The sequence below is a fragment of the Mycobacterium sp. NPDC050041 genome (assembly GCF_049541695.1).
Lineage (GTDB): Bacteria > Actinomycetota > Actinomycetes > Mycobacteriales > Mycobacteriaceae > Mycobacterium.
On sequence record NZ_JBMVDG010000005.1, the window covers coordinates 353,812 to 374,580 of the forward strand.

Here is a 20,769-nt window from a genome sequence, read left to right on the forward strand (position 1 = left end):
TCACGCTTCTTCCAGGGCGGCCAGGCACGCCGCGCCCAGCACCGCCGGGTCGGCGCCCATCTCGTCGAGGGTGACCGTGCGCAGCGCGGCACGTGGCGCCGCCGACACCCACTCGAGGCCGACCTCGACCGGATGCACCGGGTCGTCGGTCGCCGCGGCCACGCCCATCGGCGCCGCAAGCCGCTCGAGTTGCGGACACGTCGGCGCGACGTAGCGGGCCGCCTCGTCCATCGCCTCGGGCAGATCGGGCCACTGACCCACCCACGACCGGGTCAGCTCGTCGGCCAGCCAGGCCGGGCTCGAGGCGCGCATCTGGGCGGTGGCCGCGGCCAGTCCGTCGCGGCGCAGCACGTCCGCCGAGTACCGGGCCGTGGCCGCGGCGGGCGCCGTTTCGGGGGAGCCGGTCCACGGCGGCAGCGCGGCCAGGACGGCCACCGTGAGGCCGGGATGGTCGAGCGCCCACGCGACAGCCACCGCCGCACCGATGGACACCCCGCCGACGGCGATCGGGCCCTCGCGGGCCGCCTCGTCCAGCGCCTCCAGGTAGCCCTCGACGAGCCGGTCCGGCCGGGGCGGAGGCGTCATCACGACCGCCCCGACACCGTGCAGGGCCGAGGAGAACGCCCGGTAGACGTAGTCGTCGTCGGACCCGGTTCCCGCCAGCAGCACCGTCGTCACCCCGCGCAGATCGACCGCCATTCCACGATCGTGCCGGGTGCGTCAAGCACGTCGCGCACCGGCTCACGGGGGCCCGTCGCAACGCCGGCGTGGCGCGGCGCACCCCACGTGGCAAAAGGGAACGCAGAGGTCTACCGTGGCGTTGGATTGGGTAGACCCAGAGTGGATCTGCATTAGTCAGGAGAGACCATGGCCACGGCCGAAGGGTATCTGCGCCGGCTCACCCGACGCCTGACGGAGGACCCCGAGCAACTCGACGTCGAGGAACTCTCCGATGAGGCCGCGGGCACCGGCGCACAGAAGGTGATCGACTGTCAGCGCGGGCAGGAAGTCACAATGGTCGGCACGCTGCGCAGCGTCGAGGCCAACTCGAAGAACTGCGCCGGCGGCGTCCGCGCGGAACTGTTCGACGGCACCGACTCGGTGATGCTGGTGTGGCTCGGCCAGCGCCGCATCCCCGGCATCGAGTCCGGGCGCACCCTGCGGGTGCACGGCCGGATCGGCAAGCTCGAGAATGGCGTCAAGGCTTTGTACAACCCGCACTACGAAATTCAGAAGTGAGCAGGGAGATCCGGAGTTGACTTCGCCCGGAGATCAGCCGGGCAAGCCCACGAGCGCGCAGGCCCTGCTCGCCCAGATGGGCGGCGTCAGCGGTCTGATCTATTCCTCGCTGCCCGTCGTGGTGTTCGTGCCGGTGTCCTCGGCCGCCGGCCTGGTGCCCGCGATCTGCGCGGCGCTCGGCGTGGCCACCCTCATCCTCATCTGGCGCCTGATCCGGCGCGAAACCACCCAGCCCGCGATCTCCGGGTTCTTCGGCGTCGCGTTCTGCGCGCTGATCGCCTACCTGATGGGCGAATCCAAGGGCTATTTCCTGCTGGGCATCTGGATGTCGCTGTTCTGGGCCGCGGTGTTCGGCCTGTCGGTGCTCATCCGCAGGCCCGTCGTCGGCTACATCTGGGGCTGGGTCAACGGCCACGACCGCAGCTGGCGTGACGCACGCAAGGCGGTGCGGGCCTTCGACATCGCCACCCTGTTCTGGGTGCTGGTGTTCGCCTCGCGCTTCGTGGTGCAGGAACACCTGTACGAATCCGACGAGACCGGCTGGCTGGGCTTCGCCCGCATCGCCATGGGCTGGCCGCTGACCGCCGTCGCCGCGCTGGTCACCTACTTCGCCATCCGGGCGGCTCAGCGCGCGCTGCACGCCGAGCGCGACGGGCACGCCGACCCGGACGCCCCGGACCCCGGCGGGTCCGTCGACGACGCCGAGACCGCAGACGCCCGGACCGACTGACCGGCCGGCGGGCACGCCATGGCCACGACGACGGGGTCCGACCGGTCGCTGATCGCGGTGGCGGTGCTGGCCTCGTTCGTGGCGTTCCTCGACGGTTCGGTGGTCAACCTCGCCCTCCCGGCGATCAGCGCCGACCTCGCACCCGGTTCGACGGGCGGGCTCGCGCTGGAGCAGTGGGTGGTGGACGGCTACCTGCTCGCGCTGGGTGCGCTCATCCTGGTGGCGGGCGCCGTGTCCGACCAGTTCGGCCGGCTCGCCGTGCTGCGGTGGGGCCTGGTCGTCTTCGCGGCCGCGTCGCTGCTGTGCGCGCTGGCGGCCAGCGGATGGCTGCTGGTGGCCGCCCGCTGCCTGCAGGGCGTCGGGGCGGCCTTCCTGGTGCCCAGTTCGCTGGCGTTGATCAACGCCCGGTTCACCGGCGCCGCGCAGGCCCGCGCCATCGGCACCTGGACGGCGTGGACCGGCACCGCCTTCATCGCCGGTCCGCTGCTGGGCGGGGTGCTGGTCGACGCGCTGAGCTGGCGGTGGATCTTCGGGGTCAACGTGATACCGCTGGCGATCACGCTCTACCTGACCGTCCGGCTGCCCGCCGAGGTGTCGGCCGCAGACCGGTCGGCGACCGTCGACGTGGTCGGCGCGGTACTGGCCGCGGCGGGACTCACCGGCACCGTCTTCGCCCTGATCGAGCAGCAGCGTCTCGGCCTGTCCGATCCGGCGGTGTGGGGGAGCCTGGCGGTGGGTGTGGTCTGTCTGCTGGCCTTCCCGTGGTGGGAGCGCCGCACCCCGCATCCGATGATGCCGCTGGGGATCTTCGCGGCGCGCAACTTCGCGGTCGGCAACCTCGCGACGGTCTTCCTCTACGCGGCCGGCCGTGTCGCTCACCACGCTCATCGTCGCGCTGTTCCTGCAGGAGGCGGCCGGGCTGTCGGCCACCGCGGCCGGGCTGGCCACGCTGCCGATGCCGCTGCTGTCGTTCCTGCTGGCCCGCCGGTTCGGCGCGCTGGCCGGGCGGCACGGGCCGCGGCTGTACATGGCGGTCGGTCCGCTGGTGGCAGCGGCCGGCGCCGTGCTGATGGCCACCGCCCACGAGCCGTTCGACTTCTGGACGCAGATGCTGCCCGGCCTGGTGGCCTTCGGGCTCGGACTGTCGATCACGGTGTCTCCGCTGACGTCGGCCGTGCTGGCCGCGGTCGACCCCGCCCAGAGTGGTGTCGGTTCGGCGGTGAACAACGCGGTGTCACGGGTGGCCGGCCTGATCGCCATCGCGTTCACCGGTGTGATCATCGGCGGCACAATGGATTTCGACGGTTTCCGGCAGGGCGTGCTGGTGGTCGCTGGGCTGTTCGTGGTGGCCGGCGCGGTGTCGGCGGTGGGTATCCGCAACGATCGCGTCGACCTCGACCGGATCACCCCGGACGTCGCGGCGATCTGCCACGACCGCGTGACGCCGCCACCGGCCTACCGCTGAGCGGCGCTCACTTCGGGCGGTTCAGCAGCACGTCGCGCAGCTCGTCCTCGACCTCGGCGACCGCGACGAACAGCAGTTCGTCACCACCCTCGAGCGGTTCGTCGGCCTCGGGCACGATCACCCGGGCCCCGCGCAGGATCGTCACCAGGGTGGCGTTGCGGGGCAGTTCCAGCCGCTTGACCGGTTTGCCGCCCCACGGGGTGTCGTCGGGCAGCGTGATCTCCACCAGGTTGGCCTGACCCTTGCGGAACTCCATCAGCCGCACCAGGTCACCGACCGCGACGGCCTCCTCGACCAGCGAGGCCAGCATGCGGGGTGTCGACACCGCCACGTCGACGCCCCAGTTCTCGTCGAACAGCCACTCGTTGCGGGGATCGTTGACCCGGGCGACCACCCGCTGCACGGCGAACTCGGTCTTGGCGAGCAGGCTGACCACGACGTTGACCTTGTCGTCGCCGGTCGCCGCGATCACCACGTCGAACTCCTCGAGGCGCACCGATTCGAGCTCGCTGAGCTCGCAAGCGTCGCCGAGACGCCAGTGCGCGGCGGGGATGGCGTCGACGTCGACGTGGTCGGGGTTGCGTTCGAGCAGCGTCACCTCGTGGTTGCTCTCGAGCAGCTCGCGGGCGATCGAGCGGCCGACGGCGCCGGCGCCGGCAATCGCGACCTTCATCGGGCCTCGCTGTCCTCGCTCGGCGGCAGCGCCGAGATGGCCAGCGCCTCGGCGATGTGGCCGGCCACCGCGGCGATGTACACCTGGTCGCCGGCCTGGATCACGGTCTTGGGGTCGGGCAGCAGCCCGCTGCCGAACCGGATCAGGAACGCCACTCGGCCCGCGGTGGCGGCTTCCAGGTCGGTGACCCGGCGACCCACCCAGTCCTCGTGCAACGGCAATTCGGCGACCCCGACGTTGCCCGACGGGTCACGCCACTTGGTGGTCTCGGTCTCCCGGGTGAGCACGTTGAGCAACCGGTCGGTGGTCCAGGGCACGGTGGCCACCGTCGGGATGCCGAGGCGTTCGTAGACCGCGGCGCGCTTGGCGTCGTAGATGCGCGCGACCACCCGTTCGACGCCGAAGGTCTCGCGGGCCACCCGCGCCGAGATGATGTTCGAGTTGTCGCCCGACGACACCGCCGCGAACGCGCCGGCGCCCTCGATGCCCGCGCGCAGCAGCACCTCGCGGTCGAACCCCATGCCCAGCACCCGCTCGCCGGGGAACTCGGGGCTCAGCCGGTGGAAGGCGGTGCTGTCGCGGTCGATGACGGCGACGTCATGACCGATCCGCGACAGGCTGTCCGACAACGACGCGCCGACCCGGCCGCAACCCATCACCACTACACGCACCTGACGGTCCCTTTCACACAGCACGCCGGCGGAGAAATGGACTTCTACTCCGCGCACGTCGAACGCTACCGCCAAACCCGACTGCGCTTACCCTTGGACCTCGTGTCCAAGCTTTCGACCGCAGCGCGTCGGCTCGTGCTGGGCCGGCCGTTCCGCAGTGACAGGCTGTCGCACACGCTGCTGCCGAAGCGGATCGCGCTGCCGGTCTTCGCCTCCGACGCGCTGTCCTCCACGGCGTACGCGCCGGAGGAGATCTTCCTGGTGCTGTCGGTCGCCGGCCTGACCGCCTACTCGATGGCGCCGTGGATCGGCCTGGCCGTCGCGGGCGTGATGCTGATCGTGATCGCCAGCTACCGGCAGAACGTGCACGCCTACCCGTCGGGCGGCGGCGACTACGAGGTGGTGACCACGAACCTCGGCCCGACCGCAGGCCTGACCGTCGCCAGCGCCCTGCTCGTCGACTACGTCTTGACCGTCGCAGTGTCGATGTCGTCGGCGATGAGCAACATCGGGTCGGCCGTGCCGTTCATCGGAGAGCACAAGGTGTGGTTCGCTGTCGCGGCGATCCTCATCCTCGCCTCGCTCAACCTGAGGGGCATCCGGGAGTCCGGCACGGCCTTCGCGATCCCCACCTACGCCTTCATGGTCGGCATGGTGATCATGCTGGTCTGGGGTTTCGTGCAGATCTACCTGCTCGGCGAGCCGTTGCGCGCCGAGTCGGCGGACTTCGAGATGCACTCCGAACACGGCGACGTGCTCGGCTTCGCGCTGGTGTTCCTGGTCGCGCGTGCCTTCTCGTCGGGATCGGCGGCGCTCACCGGCGTGGAGGCCATCAGCAACGGTGTTCCGGCGTTCCGGAAACCCAAGTCCCGCAACGCCGCGACGACGCTGCTGCTGCTGGGCGTCGTCTCCATCACGCTCTTCTTGGGCATCATCATGCTCGCCAGGGCGACCGGTGTGCAGATGGCCGAGCGGCCGCTGGAGCAACTCGGCGGCGCTCCGGCCGACTACCAGCAGAAGACGCTGATCGCCCAGCTCGCCGGCGCGGTGTTCCACGACTTCCCGATCGGGCTGTTCCTCATCGCCCTGGTCACCGCGCTCATCCTGGTGCTGGCCGCCAACACGGCGTTCAACGGCTTTCCGGTGCTGGGATCGATCCTGGCGCAGGACCGTTTCCTGCCGCGCCAGCTGCACACCCGCGGCGACCGGCTGGCCTTCTCCAACGGCATCCTGTTCCTGGCATTTGCGGCGATGGCGTTCGTGATCGCGTTCCAGGCTCAGGTGACGGCGCTCATCCAGCTCTACATCGTCGGCGTGTTCGTGTCGTTCACGCTCAGCCAGATCGGCATGGTTCGGCACTGGACCCGGCTGCTGCGCACCGAGACCGATCCCGTGCTGCGGCGCAAGATGATGCGCAGCAGGGTGATCAACGGCATCGGGCTGACCGCGACGGGCACCGTGCTCGTCATCGTGGTGGTGACGAAGTTCCTGGTGGGCGCGTGGATCGCCATCCTGGCGATGATCTTCTTGTTCGTGGTGATGAAGCTGATCCGCAAGCACTACGACACGGTGGCGCGCGAACTCGAGGAGCAGGAGGCCGAAGAGGACGACATGGTGCTGCCCAGCCGCAACCACGCGATCGTGCTGGTGTCGAAGATGCATCTGCCGACGCTGCGGGCGCTGGCCTACGCGCGGGCCACCCGCCCCGACCAGCTGGAGGCCATCACCGTCAGCGTCGACGACGGCGAAACCCGTGCGCTGGTGCACAAGTGGGAGGACAGCGACATCAACGTCCCCCTCAAGGTGATCGCCTCGCCCTACCGGGAGATCACCCGTCCGGTACTCGACTACGTCAAACGGGTCACCAAGGAGTCGCCCCGCACGGTGGTCACGGTCTTCATCCCCGAGTACGTCGTCGGGCACTGGTGGGAGCAGGTGCTGCACAACCAGAGCGCCCTGCGGCTGAAGGGCAGGCTGCTCTTCGAGCCCAACGTGATGGTCACGTCGGTGCCATGGCAGCTGAGCTCCTCGGAGAGGCTGAAGACGCTGGCGCCGCAGTCGGCCCCCGGTGACGCCCGGAGGGGCTTCCTGGAGTGAGCGCCGCCGCGCCGGCCGACCCCGGCGAACTCGTCGTCACCACCGGGCCCGCCGCCAACGGCGGCAGCTGCGTCGCGCGCCATGACGGCCGCGTGGTGTTCGTGCGCTACGCACTGCCGGGGGAGACGGTCCGGGTGCGGGTGGTCAGCAGTCGCGAATCCTATTGGCACGCAGACGTTCTTGAGGTGATCGAGCCGTCCGCCGACAGGATCGCCTCGCTGTGCCCGATCGCGGGTGTCGACGGCGCCGGGTGCTGCGACCTGGCGTTCGCCGAGCCGGGCGCCGCCCGCCGGTTGAAGGGCGCCGTCGTCGCCAACCAGCTGGCCCGGTTGGGCGGCTACGAGTGGGGCGAGGGCGGCACGAGCGGTGAACCGGTCGCCGAGCCGGTCGGAACACCGGCCGCCACCGGGTGGCGCACCCGGGTCAGGCTGGACACCTCGCCGGAGGGCCGGGCGGGCTTCCACCGCTATCACAGCCCGGTGCTGGTCGAGGACCTCGACTGCGCGCAACTGCCCCCGGGCATGCTCGACGGTCTCGCCGAGCGCAGCTGGCCGCCGGGGGCGCACGTGCACGTCGCGGTCGACGACGACGGCACCCGTCACGTCGTGCAGTCCGGCCCGCGCACCGGCGGACGGTCGGCCACCGAGGTCGTGGAGGGCGGCTACGAGGCGGTGCAGCGCGTCGGGGAGCGGGTGTGGCGGGTACCGGTCACCGCGTTCTGGCAGTCCCACCGCGACGCCGCGCGGCACTACAGCGCGCTGATCGGCGCGTGGGCCCGCCTGCAGCCGGGCATGACGGCATGGGATCTCTACGGCGGCGCGGGCGTGTTCGCCGCGGTGCTGGCCGAAGAAGTGGGGGAGGGCGGCCGGGTGCTCAGCGTCGACACCTCACGTGGCGCGTCCCGATCGGGGCGTGCGGCGCTGGCCGACCTCGGCCAGGTGTCGGTGGTCACCGATTCGGTGCGGCGGGCGCTGGCGGCGGAGCGGCGGCCGGCAGACGTGGCGGTGCTCGACCCGCCGCGCACCGGCGCAGGCCGCGAGGTGATCGACCAGCTCGCGGCCGCGGGTGTGCCCCGGGTGATCCACGTGGGTTGTGAGGCGGCGGCGTTCGCGCGCGACGTCGGGCTCTACCGCGGACACGGGTACCGCGTCGAGGAGCTGCGGGTGTTCGACGCGTTCCCGCTCACCCATCACGTCGAGTGCATCGCGGTGCTGGCGGCCTAGCCGTCGGGCCGCTGATAGACGTCGGGGACGCCGTCGTGGTCCGCGTCGCGGGTCTCCTCTTCGTGCACGGCGCGGTACCGACGGTTGCGCAGCCGCAGCACCACCGTCGCGAGCACGGCCGCCGTCAGCGACCCGACGAGCACGCCGATCTTCACGTGGTCCTCGCGGCTGCTGTCGTCGCCGTAGGCGAGGTCGCCGATGAGCAAGGACACCGTGAAGCCGATGCCCGCCAGCATCGCCATGCCGAACACGTCGACCCAGCGCAGCGCACTGTCCAGCGACGCCCTGGTGACCCCAGCCAGGAGACGTGCGGTGCCGAACACGCCGATGGTCTTGCCGACCACCAGACCGAGCACGATGCCCATGGCGATGGGGTCGCTCAGCGCGTCGGTCAGGCCCGTCACCCCGCCGACCGCCACACCGGCGGCGAAGAACGCGAACACCGGGATCGCCACGCCCGCCGACAGCGGCCTGATCCGGTGCTCGAAGTGTTCGGCGAGACCCGGCCCGGCGTCGGGTCCGCCCGCGGCCCGGCTGCGCACCACGGGAACGGTGAAGCCCAGCAGCACTCCGGCCACCGTCGCGTGCACGCCCGATTCGTGCATCAGCACCCACGTGGCGAGGGCGAGCGGTACCAGCAGCCACCACGACCGGACCCGGCGCTGCACCAGCACAGCGAACAGCGCCAGTGGCACGGCGGCCGCCGCGAGCGCCCACAGCTTGATCTCCTCGGTGTAGAACACCGCGATCACCGTGACCGCCAGCAGGTCGTCGACCACGGCCAGGGTGAGCAGGAACATGCGCAGCGCCGCGGGAAGGTGCGTCGAGATGACGGCCAGCACCGCGACGGCGAAGGCGATGTCGGTGGCCGTCGGGATCGCCCATCCGCGGGTGGCGCCGTCACCGACCGAGTAGGTCATCGCGACGAAGATGACCGCCGGGACGACCATCCCGCCGACGGCGGCCGCGATCGGCAGCGCGGCGCGGCGCGGGTCGCGAAGATCGCCCGCGACGAACTCCCGCTTGAGCTCGAGTCCGACCACGAAGAAGAAGATCGCCAGCAGCCCGTCGGCGGCCCAGGTGCCCAGTGTCAGTTCGAGGTGCAGCCCGAAGCGGTCGGTGCCGACGGGAAGGTCACGCAGCGCCAGGTAGGACGCCGACCACGGCGAATTGGCCCAGCCGATCGCCACCACCGACGCCACCAGCAGGACGGCCCCGCCGACAGTTTCCTGGCGCAGGATGTCGGCGACGCGCGACGTCTCCGCCCACGAACCACGGGCCAGCAGGCGGCGCGGCAGCGGGGCGGACCCGCCCGAATCGGTCTGCGGGTTCTGTGACACAGCCGACACCTCGTCTCACCGACATCACCGAACCGCGGGCCCCGAACCGGGCATCCGCGGTGCCGACCAGACTTCCCGGCGCACCGTGGACAAAGTGTACCGAGGCGCGCGAGACGCACTGTGACGTGATTGTGAAGGTCCCGGCTCGACAGGACCCGCACCGGTCGCCGTGCGTAAACTGGTCGAATGCTTGAACAGATCCGCGGTCCCGCCGATCTGCAGCACCTGACTCAGTCCCAGCTCAGCGCTCTGGCGGGCGAGATTCGCCAGTTCCTGATCCACAAGGTCGCTGCAACCGGTGGACACCTCGGCCCCAACCTCGGTGTCGTCGAACTGACGTTGGCCCTGCACCGGGTCTTCGACTCGCCGCACGATCCGATCATCTTCGACACCGGCCACCAGGCCTACGTGCACAAGATGCTGACGGGCCGCAGCCACGAGTTCGAGACTCTGCGCAAGAAGGACGGGCTGTCGGGCTATCCGTCGCGCAGCGAGAGCGAGCACGACTGGGTGGAGTCCAGCCATGCCAGTTCGGCGCTGTCCTACGCCGACGGGCTGGCCAAGGCCTTCGAGCTCACCGGACACCGCAACCGGCACGTGGTCGCCGTCGTCGGCGACGGCGCGCTCACCGGCGGCATGTGCTGGGAGGCGCTGAACAACATCGCCGCCGCGCGACGGCCGGTGGTGATGGTCGTCAACGACAACGGCCGCAGCTACGCGCCGACCATCGGCGGCTTCGCCGACCACCTCGCCGCGCTGCGCCTGCAGCCGGGCTACGAGCGGATCCTGGAGAGCGGACGCAAGGCGATGCGCGGCGTGCCCGTCATCGGCGAGGTCTGCTACCAGTGCATGCACAGCATCAAGGCGGGCATCAAGGATGCGCTGGCCCCGCAGGTGATGTTCACCGACCTCGGCTTGAAGTACGTCGGCCCCATCGACGGCCATGAAGAGCACGCCGTCGAGTCCGCCCTGCGGCACGCTCGCGGCTTCAACGCCCCGGTCGTCGTGCACGTCGTCACCCGCAAGGGCATGGGGTACGCGCCGGCCGAGAACGACGAGGCCGACCAGATGCACGCCTGCGGCGTCATCGACGTCGCGACCGGCCTGGCCACAAAGGTCGCCGGACCGGGCTGGACGTCGGCGTTCGCCGAGGCCCTGGTCAACTACGGCGCCAAGCGCCGCGACATCGTGGCGATCACCGCCGCCATGCCGGGTCCGACCGGGTTGTCGGTGTTCCGCGACCGCTTCCCGGACCGCTTCTTCGACGTGGGCATCGCCGAGCAGCACGCGATGACCTCGGCCGCCGGGCTGGCGATGGGCGGGCTGCACCCGGTGGTCGCCATCTATTCGACGTTCCTCAACCGGGCGTTCGACCAGATCATGATGGACGTCGCGCTGCACAAGCTGCCGGTCACCATGGTGCTCGACCGCTCCGGGGTCACCGGCAGCGACGGCGCCAGCCACAACGGCATGTGGGACCTGTCGCTGCTGGGCGTGGTCCCGGGCATGCGGGTCGCCGCGCCGCGCGATGCCACCAGGCTGCGCGAGGAACTGGGCGAGGCACTCGACGTCAACGACGGCCCTACCGCCATCCGGTTCCCGAAAGCCGATGTGGGCGAGGACATCCCGGCTGTCGAACGACGGGGAGTGGTCGACGTGCTCGCGGTGCCCGCCGCCGGGATGGGCGACGACGTGCTGCTGGTCGCCGTCGGGCCGTTCGCGGCGATGGCGCTGGAGGTGGCCGAGCGGCTGCGCAACCAGGGCATCGGCGTGACCGTCGTGGATCCGCGCTGGGTGCTGCCGGTGCCCGAGGCGATCGCCGAGTTGGCCCGCGCGCACAAGCTGGTGGTCACCCTCGAGGACAACGGCGTCGCGGGCGGCATCGGGTCGGCGGTGTCGGCCACGTTGCGCCGCAACGAGATCGACGTACCGTGCCGCGACGTGGGGCTGCCTCAGCAGTTCTTCGCGCACGCCTCCCGCAGTGAGGTGCTTGCCGATGTCGGCATCACCGACCGGAACATCGCACGCCAGATCACCGGATGGGTGGCGGCGCTGGGCACCGCGGTCTCGGAGTCCGAGGTCAGCGAGCGCCTCGACTAGTCCTGAGGCGCTGCGCTGCTCAGCGCGTCGGCCAGCACGGGCACCACGAGTTCGCGCTGCCACGGGCGCACCCGCGCCTCGATGAGGAACTCCTCGATTGCGGCGGTGGCGTCCCCGGACTCCGGGGGCTGCCAGTCCCAGCACAGCCGGCGCACCACCTCCGGGGTGATCAGGTTCTCCGCAGGCACCGTGACGCGCTCGGACACTGCGGACAGTGCGGCGCGGGCGGCCTCCAGCCGGGCCGCGGCCTCGGGTTTGCGCCGGGCCCAGCGCGACGGCGGCGGCGGTCCGTTCGACGTTTCGGCGGAGTCCGGCGGGTCGTTGTTCTCCCGCGCCCGGATCAATGCGTCGAGCCACACCTGCGCGCTGCGGCGCTGCTTCGTGCCGCCGAATATCGGCAGCGCCGTGAGCTTCTCCACGGTGTCGGGGTCGGTGGTGGCGGCGTTGACGATCGCCGCGTCGGGCAGGATCCGTCCCGGCGCGATGTCGCGGCGTCGGGCGATGTGGTCACGGGTGGTCCACAGCTCGCGCACGGCGGCCAGTGCCCGCGGATTGCGCACCTTGTGGATCCCCGACGTCCGCCGCCAGCGGTCACGCCGGGTGGGGGACGCCTCGAACGTCCGCAGGTGCTCGAATTCCTGTGCGGCCCAATCGGTCTTGCCCTGCTCCTCGAGCACCGCGGCGATCGCGTCGCGCAGTTCGAGCAGTACCTCCACGTCCAGCGCGGCGTAGTTGAGCCAGTCCGCGGGAAGCGGCCGCTTCGACCAGTCCGCCGCGCCGTGGCCCTTCATCAGCTGCAGCCCGAGGAGTCGTTGCACCATCGCCGCGAGGTTCACCCGTTCGAAGCCGGCGAGCCGGCCCGCCAGTTCGGTGTCGTAGAGCCGCGCCGGGCGCATCCCGATCTCGGCCAGGCACGGCAGGTCCTGGTCGGCGGCGTGCAGCACCCATTCGTCCTCGGCCATCACCGCGGCCACCGGCGCCACCACGTCGATCGGTGAATCGCCGTGATTCACCGGGTCGATCAGCACCGTGCCCGCCCCGGCGCGCCGGATCTGCACGAGGTAGGCCCGGTTGGAGTAGCGGAAGCCGGACGCGCGTTCGGCGTCGACAGCGAACGGTCCGTGCCCGGAGGCCAGCAATTCGGCGGCGGCCGCGATCTCGGAACGGCTGACGGACAGATCCGGGACCCCGTCGGCGGGGGTCAGCAGCGGAACGGCCTCGGGCTCTACCGGTGTGGTGTCGGGATCCGCGTCGGTGTCGTCCGGATCGGGGGGAAGCGCCTCGGTCATGTCAAGCGCGGGTGCGGGAGCTCAGGTCGGTCACCCCGGTCGGCGGAAGTCCGGCGGCATGCTCGAGGACTTCGCAGAACGCCTCGACGTGGGGTCCGAGTTCGAGGTTCGTCGCGGTCCACGACGCCCGAAGTTCGAGTTGGTGGGCGCGCGGCGGACCCGAGATGTCGCCGTAGCGCACCGACGTGGTGGCGGTGACGGTGCCGCCCAGTGCGGTCACGTGCTCGGCCCGCGAGTCCAGCGCCTCCACCAGCCAGCTCCACGCCACCTCGGGCAGCAGCGGGTCCACCGCCTCGCTGGAGTCCAGGTCGGCCTGGATGTAGGCGACCAGCCGCATCGTGCCGTCCCAGGCCTCGGCGCCCTCCGGGTCGTGCAGCAGGATCAGCCGGCCGAACGCGTCGCCCTCCGAACGCTCGGGGACGATCGTGGTGTCGGGGTGGCGGACCTCGGCGCCCAGGGCGTAGCTGTAGGGCGCCAGCCGCTGCGGCGGCCGGATCGGACCGAGCTCGATCTCCGACCGCACGGTGGTGGCGTTCATCGCCGCCACCGCCGTACGGAACTGAGCCGGTTCGCCTGCGGTCACGTCGTTTGACGCTAGACCCATCCGACCGGGCGTGTCGGCAGGCGCGCCGAATTCGATCATGAACCCCAGCGCCCCGGATCCCGTCAACTGGTGCACCGTGGATCCGCGGGTGGATGAGACGATGATCACCATGCCTGAACGGCTTGCTGACGCCATCGAAGAACTCTCGAAACCGAACCGCTCCGACGCCGAACCCGAAGAACAGAGCGCACCTGACGCTCCGCGGCGGCGCAGCCTGCTCGTTCGCTACACCCCCGCGCCGGTGCTCGCGGTTCTGGTCGTCGTCGCGGCGGTGGCCGCGGGCTGGGCGGTGTACTGGGCGCTCGGGCTGCCAGCGGTCGCGGCGCAGGCGCGCGACGCGGGACTGCCGTTCGGGGCGCTGCGCTTGGCGTGCGCGGTGGTCGCCGCCCTGCTGGTGGGCGCGTCCGTCGCCCGGATCTGTCACCCGGCGCAGACACTGCGGCGCGAACTGCGCAGCAGCCTGACCGCCTCCCGCAGGCGCGCCACCCGAACCCCGCTGTTCGGCGCCGTGGTGCTGGCGGCCGTCCTGGGCGCCGGGGTGGCCGCGGTGCTCACCTGGAAGGTCACCGGTGAGGTGTTTCCGGCGGGCGCCACCGACACCTCCTCGACGCTGCGCGCCGCACTGCCGCTGCTGATCGGCGCCGCCGTGGCGGTGCTGCTCGTGCTGGTGTTCCGGCGGCAGCTCGACGCCGAGCGGGGCCGCTTCGCCGAACGCTTCGGCGCGGCCTCTTCACAGCTGGGTGATGCCGAGGCGGCGACCCGGATCGCCGGGGTGTTCGCGCTGGCCGCGGCGGCCGACGAGAGCTCGACGTTCGCCCGCAGGCAGCAGTGCATCGACGTGCTGTGCGGCTATCTGCGGCTGCCGTATGACCCCGAATTCGGCGCCAACCACCTCGCCGAGCTGGTCTCCACCACCACCTGGACCGCCACCGCGCCTGCGACGAACATCGAGGAGAGCCGCAGGCAGGCCATCCGGCAGAACGACGGGGAGGTCCGCCAGACCGTCGTGCGGGTGATCGCCGGCCGGCTGCAGCGCGACGCCGACGCGTCGTGGGCCGGCAACGACTTCGACTTCACCGGCGTGCTGTTCGAGGACGCGTCGTTCGCCGGGGCGGTGTTCCGCGGCCGCCGGGTGCGCTTCGACGGGGCGACCTTCAGCGGCGACGCCACGTCGTTCGAGGGCGCCGCATTCGACGCCGACCGGGTGTCGTTCGACGGGGCGCGGTTCGTCACGCCGGTCACCACCTTTGCCGGCGCACGGTTGCGGGCCGCGCGCGTCTCGTTCGACGGGGCGGTGTTCGACGGCGCGGACGTCTCGTTCGAGGACACCCGCTTCACCGGCGAGGACGTCTCCTTCCGCGAGGTGGCCTTCGCGGGGGACAGGACGTCCTTCGCACGCGCGAAGTTCAGGTGTCTGCACGCGGCGTTCGACGCGCCGGTGACGTGGCGCGCCGTCACGTTCGACTGGGAGAAGCCCGAGACGCCGGGCGGCAGCCCGCAGACCATCCCGCGGTGCATCGGCCCGCGGCCGTGGCCGCCCACGTTGTCGGAGGACCAGCTGGTGGAGAAGAAGGGTGTCCGCAAGAGTATGGAGGCCGCCCGCGGCTGATCCGGCCGACGCCCGGTGTCGTGCCGCGTGGCAGCATTGGACGCGATGAATATGCGTCGTGAGCTGCCCGAGTCGCCCTACCTGGCCGCCGCGGCCGGCCGCAAGCCCCACCGGGTGCCCGTGTGGTTCATGCGGCAGGCTGGCCGGTCGCTGCCGGAGTACCGCGAGCTGCGGGCGAAGAACACCATGATGCAGGCGTGCTTCGACGCCGAGCTGATCACCGAGATCACCTTGCAGCCGGTGCGCAGGCACGGCGTCGATGCCGCAATCCTGTTCTCCGACATCGTTGTTCCGCTGCGGGCCTCGGGCATCGCGTTGGACATCGTGCCCGACGTCGGCCCGGTGATCGAGCACCCGATCCGCACCCCCGACGACGTGGCGGCACTGAGACCGCTCGAGCGCGAACAGGTTGCGCCGGTGGCCGACGCGATAGGGATGCTGGTGCGCGCGCTCGGGGACGTGCCGCTGATCGGCTTCACCGGCGCGCCGTTCACGCTGGCGTCCTATCTGGTCGAGGGCGGTCCGAGCAAACACCACGAGCGCACCAAGGCGATGATGCTCGGCGAGCCCGACACCTGGCATGCGTTGATGACCGCGCTCACCGACGTCACCATCGGCTTCCTGCAGGCGCAGGTCGATGCCGGGGTGGACGCGATCCAGGTGTTCGATTCGTGGGCGGGCACGCTGTCGCTGGCCGACTATCGCGGCTATGTGCTCCCGCACACCGCACGGGTGTTCGCCGCCCTTGCGCCCGCGGGCGTGCCGATGACGCACTTCGGGGTGGGCACCGCCGAACTCCTCGGCGCGATGAGCGAGGCGGTCGCGGGACGAGGAGCACCCGGTGTGGTCGGGGTGGATTGGCGCACATCGCTGGCCGACGCCGCCGCCCGCGTCGACCCCGGAATCGCGTTGCAGGGCAACCTCGATCCCGTCGTGCTGCTCGCGGGATGGCCGGTGGTGGAGCGCGCGGTGCGCGCGGTGGTCGAGGACGGCAGGCGTGCGGTGGACGCCGGCGCCGCAGGGCACGTGTTCAACCTCGGCCACGGCGTGCTGCCCGCCACCGATCCGGGCATCATCACCCAGGCCGTCGAACTGGTGCACTCGTTGTGACGGCCCGCTACTGCGTTGTCGGAGGCGGCATCTCCGGTCTCGTCGCCGCCTACCGGTTGCGGGTGGCGAGCGGCCCGGAGGCCGACATCACGGTGTTCGACCCCGCCGACCGGCTCGGCGGGGTGCTGCGCACCGAACGGGTCGGCGGGCAGCCGCTCGACGTGGGGGCGGAGGCCTTCATCGCCCGCAGGCCCGAGGTGCCGGCACTGCTGGCCGAACTGGGTCTGTCGAACAGGCAGATCGGCACCACGGGTGTCCGGCCGCTGATCTACAGCCGGGGCCGGCTGCACCCGATGCCGCAGGGCACGCTGCAGGGCATCCCGGCGCAGGCGTCTGCGCTGGCCGGCCTGGTGGACGACGCCACCCTGGCCCGGGTCGCCGACGAGGGTGCACGCCCGCTGGCGTGGGACCGCAGCGCTGATCCAGCGGTCGCCGCCGTGGTGGGCGAGCGGTTCGGCGAGCAGGTGGTCACCCGTTCGGTCGACCCGCTGCTCGCCGGGGTGTACGCCGGATCGGCGGCCACCATCGGCCTGCGGTCGGCGGTGCCGACGCTGGCGTCGGCGCTCGATCGCGGGGCGCCTTCACTGACCGACGCGGTGCGCCAGGCGCTGGCCGGCGCGGGGCCGGTGACGGGTTCGGTGTTCGGCGCCGTCGAGGGTGGTTACGCGGTGCTGCTGGACCACCTCGTCCAGCAGGCGGACGTGCGCTGGGCGCAGGTCGCCGTCGAGCGCGTCGACCGGTCCGGGCAGGGCTGGTCGGTAATCGACGACGAGGGCACCGCGTGGCCCGCGGACGCCGTCGTGCTGGCGCTGCCCGCGCCGGGCCTACCGCGGGTGATCGAGGCGGTGGCGCCACGGACCGCGGCGGCTGCCCGCCGGATCCCGGTGGCCTCGGCGGCACTGGTGGCGTTGGCCCTGCCGGGCGGCACCCCGCTGCCACAGCAGTCGGGGGTACTGGTCGCCGGTGGGGAGCGCCTGCACGCCAAGGCGATCACGCTGTCGTCGCGCAAGTGGGGCCGGCGCGGGAACGTCGAGCTGGTCCGGCTGTCCTACGGCCGCTTCGGCGACGATCTGGCCCGCAGCGCCGGCGATGAGGACCTGCTGTCCTGGGCCACGCAGGATCTCGAGGACGTCTTCGGCATCCGCGCCGAGCCGGAGGACAGCCACGTGCACCGGTGGATCGACGCGATGCCGCAGTACGGGCCCGGCCACGCCGCCCTGGTGGCCGAGTTGCGCGCCGGCCTGCCGCGCGGGCTCGCGGTGGCGGGCGGGTACCTCGACGGCATCGGCGTCCCGGCCTGTGTGGCGTCGGCCACCCGGGCGGCGGCCACGCTGCTTGCGCCGTCGGGCGTGGCACGATAGGTCCATGGCCAAGCTCGATTACGACGCCCTCAACGCCATGCTCCGGTACTCGATGATCTCGGTGTATGCGGCGACGCCCGGCGCGCTCGGCGAGGACCGCGGGGCGGTCGTCGACGAGACCGCGATGTTCCTCAAGCAGCGCGAGGACGACGGCGTGGTGGTCCGCGGTGTCTACGACGTGGCGGGACTGCGAGCCGACGCCGACTTCATGGTCTGGACGCACGCCGACAACGTCGAGGCGCTGCAGGCCACCTACTCGGACTTCCGGCGCAGCACCACGCTGGGCCGGGCGAGCACGCCCGTGTGGAGCACCGTGGCGCTGCACCGTCCAGCCGAGTTCAACAAGGGCCATGTGCCCGCGTTCGTGGCCGGTGAGCCCGCGGGCGACTACATCTGCGTCTACCCGTTCGTGCGGTCGCTGGACTGGTACGTGCTGCCCGACGAGGAACGCCGCCGCATGCTCGCCGAGCACGGCATGGCCGCCCGCGGCTACAAGGACGTGCGGGCCAACACCGTCCCGGCGTTCGCGCTCGGGGACTACGAGTGGATCCTGGCGTTCGAGGCGCCGGAGCTGCACCGCATCGTCGATCTGATGCGGGATCTGCGCGCCACCGACGCGCGCCGCCACGTTCGCGAGGAGACCCCGTTCTTCACGGGTCCGCGGGTCGGGGTCGAGGAACTCATCGCCCGGTTGCCCTGACCGTAGGCCTGAATTTGCTCATGCTGCACGCCCGGTGTCGCCCTGCCGATGCGCGCGAGCGCAGGAAATCCGCTATTCTCCGCCCTGACGTGTAGAGCACGTAAAAAGCGCACAGCAACGCCGTTCGGCAAAGAAATGCCATCGGTTGATGGCCAGGTCGTCGGCTTTGCTAAGATCGGCACTTCGGGTGCGCACACGGCGAGGAGAATTCCATGCGACTCAGGTCGGTGCGGACCATCGCCGTCGCCACCGCCCTGACCACCGTCGTCGCGGTGTGGACAGTGGCCGGGTGGGGCGGGCCGCACACCGTCCTGGTGATGAGCGACCTCGCCTTCGTGTTCCTCGGCATGTTCTCCACCGGCTGTGCCGTCCTGGCCGTCCGTGCGACGCGCGGCCGCCAGCGTGCGGCGTGGCTGGCGCTGACCGTGGGCCTGATCGGCTGGACGCTCGGCGAGGTGTTGTGGGCCTACTACGAGCTCGTCCTCGATCGCTCGCCGTTCCCGTCACCGGCCGACGCGGCCTACCTGGTCTTCCCGGTCGGCGCCGGTCTGGCGCTGCTGCTGTTCCCGGCGGGGCACACCGGGCAGTCCCGGACCCGGTTCGTGCTGGACGGACTGATCGTCGCCGGGTCGCTGTTCGTGGTGTCGTGGGTGACGGTGCTCCGGCGGGTCTACGAGGCGGGCGGGGAGAGCTTGTTCTCGCTCTCGCTGTCGTTGGCTTACCCGGTGTCGGACCTCGTCGTGCTCACGGTGGCCGTGCTGGTGCTGGGCCGCACCCGGGCCGGACAACGGCTGCCGCTGGTGCTCGTGGCCGTCGGTGTCGCGTTCATGGCGGTCTCCGACAGCGGATTCGCCTATCAGGTCGCCGAGGACAGCTATTACACGGGCATCTTCGACCTGGGCTGGCTGGCCGGTCTGCTGATGACGGGCGTCGCCGCACTCGTCGGCCGGGACGCCGCGGACGAGGACATCGACGTGCCGCAGATCCCGTCGCAGGCGTCGGCACTGCTGCCGTACGTGCCGCTGCTGCTGGCGGGTGTGGTGGGCACCGTCGAGTTCCTGCCCCACATCACCACCGGTCCGGTCGTTCCGGTGGCGCTCGGCCTGGTCCTGGCCGTGTTGCTGCGGCAGTTCGTCGTGGTCACCGAGAACCGGCGGCTGTTGAACGTCGTCGCCGACCAGGCGCTGCGCGATCCGCTGACCGGGCTGGCAAACTACGCCCTGTTCAACGACCGGCTGACCCACGCGATGCAACTGCGGCAGCGCGACGACCGGGCGGTCGCCCTGCTGTCGCTCGACCTCAACGACTTCAAGCTGGTCAACGACAGCCTCGGCCACCCCGCCGGTGACGCGCTGCTGATCCGGGTCGCCGAGCGGCTGGTCGGCTGCGTACGCACCGGTGACACCGTGGCCCGGCTCGGTGGTGACGAGTTCGCGGTGCTGCTCGAGGGCCGGGTCGACCACTCGCACCGCGTCGCGCACCGGGTGGTCGAGGTGTTCGACGAGCCGTTCGTGATCGACGGCCATCAGCTGCTGATGCGGCCCAGCGTCGGGCTCGCCGTGGCCAGTTTCGAGAATCAGGCCGACGAGCCGGACCTGACCGCCGAGAGCCTGTTCAAGCAGGCCGATCTGGCGATGTACGCCGCCAAACGGTCGCGCACCGGCGGCGTTCACGTCTTCAGCAGCGAGATGGCGCTGCTGTATCCCGAGGACGCCGGGTGGTCCGCCGGGCAGAGCGGCAAGCGTGGCGGGGGAGCCGACGCGGTGCGGCTGCTCGGTGAGCTCCGCCACGCCATCGACCACTACGGGCTGACGCTGGTCTACCAGCCGAAGATCGATCTGCAGACCGGCGAGGTGGTCGGGGCGGAGGCGCTGCTGCGGTGGCCGCACCCGGAGCGCGGGATGCTGGCGCCCGACGAGTTCCTGCCGCTGGTCCGCAGGCACGGCCTGATGGCGCCCATCACCCGGCTCGTGCTGAACATGGCCCTCGACGACGTGGCCCGGTGGTATCGCGCCGGCCTCGGCGTGCCCGTGGCGATCAACCTGTTCGCGCCCGCGGTCGCCGACGTCAAGCTCCCCGCACGGATCGCCGAGGCACTCGAACACCGCCACCTGCCCGCGGACGCACTCACCGTGGAGATCACCGAAGACCTGTTGCTGGACAACATCAGCCGCACCCGCTCGGTGCTCAACGACCTACGCGAGCGTGGGATACGGGTCGCCATCGACGATTTCGGCAGCGGCTACTCGGCGCTGAGCTATCTGCGCGAACTGCCCATCGACGAGGTCAAGCTCGACCGGCGGCTCATCGCACCGGTGGTCTCCGATCCTCGTGCCGCGGCGGTGGTGCGTGCGGTGGTGAACCTGACGCAGGTGCTCGGCATGGTCACCGTGGCCGAGGGCGTCGAGGACGCCGAGACCGCCGACCGGTTACGCGAGTACGGCTGCGGGGTGGCGCAGGGCTTCTACTTCAGCCCGCCGGTCGACCCCGCGACGATGCTGGATCTGCTGGCCTCCGGTATCACCCCACCGGTGCCGGCCGCGGCGACGAGCTGACAC

Annotated in this window: 17 protein-coding genes and 1 pseudogene; 12 read left to right on the forward strand and 6 right to left on the reverse strand. The window is 71.3% G+C overall.

Annotation, left to right across the window (positions count from 1 at the left end):
• On the reverse strand, nt 1-699 hold the full coding sequence (locus ACPCHZ_RS18475; RefSeq protein ID WP_423486039.1) for an alpha/beta hydrolase: 699 nt from the start codon (nt 697-699) through the stop codon (nt 1-3).
• A 168-nt stretch (nt 700-867) separates the two neighbouring features.
• Here ACPCHZ_RS18475 and ACPCHZ_RS18480 point away from each other — a divergent pair, with 168 nt between their 5' ends.
• The 4 genes and pseudogenes from ACPCHZ_RS18480 (at nt 868) to ACPCHZ_RS18495 (ending at nt 3,434) form a co-directional block, all read left to right on the forward strand.
• Nucleotides 868-1,239, forward strand: coding sequence for an OB-fold nucleic acid binding domain-containing protein (locus ACPCHZ_RS18480; RefSeq protein ID WP_269896147.1), 372 nt, complete (start codon nt 868-870; stop codon nt 1,237-1,239).
• A gap of 16 nt (nt 1,240-1,255) precedes the next feature.
• Nucleotides 1,256-1,969: a DUF3159 domain-containing protein gene (locus ACPCHZ_RS18485; protein WP_423486040.1), complete on the forward strand. Its 714-nt coding sequence runs from the start codon at nt 1,256-1,258 to the stop codon at nt 1,967-1,969.
• An 18-nt stretch (nt 1,970-1,987) separates the two neighbouring features.
• A pseudogene (locus ACPCHZ_RS18490) lies at nt 1,988-2,686 on the forward strand (MFS transporter); the annotation flags it as partial.
• A gap of 151 nt (nt 2,687-2,837) precedes the next feature.
• Nucleotides 2,838-3,434 (forward strand): MFS transporter, encoded by a 597-nt coding sequence (locus tag ACPCHZ_RS18495; protein WP_423486041.1) that lies wholly within the window; start codon nt 2,838-2,840, stop codon nt 3,432-3,434.
• Between the two features lie 7 nt (nt 3,435-3,441).
• On the opposite strand, the gene ACPCHZ_RS18500 is transcribed toward ACPCHZ_RS18495, so the two are convergent.
• Nucleotides 3,442-4,107 (reverse strand): potassium channel family protein, encoded by a 666-nt coding sequence (locus tag ACPCHZ_RS18500; protein ID WP_364979251.1) that lies wholly within the window; start codon nt 4,105-4,107, stop codon nt 3,442-3,444.
• Complete coding sequence (locus tag ACPCHZ_RS18505) at nt 4,104-4,778, reverse strand: potassium channel family protein (protein WP_364979254.1); 675 nt, start codon at nt 4,776-4,778, stop codon at nt 4,104-4,106. Before ACPCHZ_RS18505 ends, ACPCHZ_RS18500 begins: the two co-directional genes overlap by 4 nt.
• Nucleotides 4,779-4,880: 102 nt before the next feature.
• Between ACPCHZ_RS18505 and ACPCHZ_RS18510 the strand changes: the two genes are divergently transcribed.
• Entirely contained in the window at nt 4,881-6,875 is a 1,995-nt protein-coding gene (locus ACPCHZ_RS18510; protein WP_423486042.1) for an APC family permease, read from the forward strand.
• Nucleotides 6,872-8,098: a class I SAM-dependent RNA methyltransferase gene (locus ACPCHZ_RS18515; protein ID WP_423486043.1), complete on the forward strand. Its 1,227-nt coding sequence runs from the start codon at nt 6,872-6,874 to the stop codon at nt 8,096-8,098. Before ACPCHZ_RS18510 ends, ACPCHZ_RS18515 begins: the two co-directional genes overlap by 4 nt.
• Here ACPCHZ_RS18515 and nhaA read toward each other — a convergent pair.
• On the reverse strand, nt 8,095-9,438 hold the full coding sequence (gene nhaA / locus ACPCHZ_RS18520) for a Na+/H+ antiporter NhaA (RefSeq protein WP_423486044.1): 1,344 nt from the start codon (nt 9,436-9,438) through the stop codon (nt 8,095-8,097). The genes ACPCHZ_RS18515 and nhaA overlap by 4 nt on opposite strands.
• Before the next feature lie 186 nt (nt 9,439-9,624).
• On the opposite strand from nhaA, the gene dxs reads away from it, so the two are divergent.
• Nucleotides 9,625-11,538 carry a 1-deoxy-D-xylulose-5-phosphate synthase gene (gene dxs, locus ACPCHZ_RS18525; RefSeq protein ID WP_423486045.1) on the forward strand — a complete coding sequence of 638 codons (1,914 nt, stop codon included), beginning with the start codon at nt 9,625-9,627 and terminating at the stop codon, nt 11,536-11,538.
• Here the strand turns inward: dxs and ACPCHZ_RS18530 are convergent.
• Nucleotides 11,535-12,827, reverse strand: coding sequence for an HRDC domain-containing protein (locus ACPCHZ_RS18530; RefSeq protein ID WP_423486046.1), 1,293 nt, complete (start codon nt 12,825-12,827; stop codon nt 11,535-11,537). The two genes, dxs and ACPCHZ_RS18530, sit on opposite strands and share 4 nt — an antisense overlap.
• A 1-nt stretch (nt 12,828) precedes the next feature.
• Nucleotides 12,829-13,410 carry a DUF3000 domain-containing protein gene (locus ACPCHZ_RS18535; protein ID WP_302916691.1) on the reverse strand — a complete coding sequence of 194 codons (582 nt, stop codon included), beginning with the start codon at nt 13,408-13,410 and terminating at the stop codon, nt 12,829-12,831.
• 58 nt (nt 13,411-13,468) lie between these two features.
• Here ACPCHZ_RS18535 and ACPCHZ_RS18540 point away from each other — a divergent pair, with 58 nt between their 5' ends.
• The 5 genes from ACPCHZ_RS18540 (at nt 13,469) to ACPCHZ_RS18560 (ending at nt 20,766) form a co-directional block, all read left to right on the forward strand.
• Entirely contained in the window at nt 13,469-15,040 is a 1,572-nt protein-coding gene (locus ACPCHZ_RS18540) for a pentapeptide repeat-containing protein (RefSeq protein WP_423486047.1), read from the forward strand.
• Nucleotides 15,041-15,085: 45 nt separating this feature from the next.
• Nucleotides 15,086-16,150, forward strand: coding sequence for a uroporphyrinogen decarboxylase (gene hemE, locus ACPCHZ_RS18545; protein ID WP_423486048.1), 1,065 nt, complete (start codon nt 15,086-15,088; stop codon nt 16,148-16,150).
• Entirely contained in the window at nt 16,147-17,511 is a 1,365-nt protein-coding gene (locus ACPCHZ_RS18550; RefSeq protein ID WP_423486049.1) for a protoporphyrinogen oxidase, read from the forward strand. Before hemE ends, ACPCHZ_RS18550 begins: the two co-directional genes overlap by 4 nt.
• A gap of 4 nt (nt 17,512-17,515) precedes the next feature.
• Nucleotides 17,516-18,211, forward strand: a complete 696-nt coding sequence (hemQ, locus tag ACPCHZ_RS18555) for a hydrogen peroxide-dependent heme synthase (RefSeq protein ID WP_423486050.1) — start codon at nt 17,516-17,518, stop codon at nt 18,209-18,211.
• Nucleotides 18,212-18,423: 212 nt separating this feature from the next.
• Nucleotides 18,424-20,766 (forward strand): putative bifunctional diguanylate cyclase/phosphodiesterase, encoded by a 2,343-nt coding sequence (locus ACPCHZ_RS18560; RefSeq protein ID WP_423486051.1) that lies wholly within the window; start codon nt 18,424-18,426, stop codon nt 20,764-20,766.
• Nucleotides 20,767-20,769: the final 3 nt, after the last annotated feature.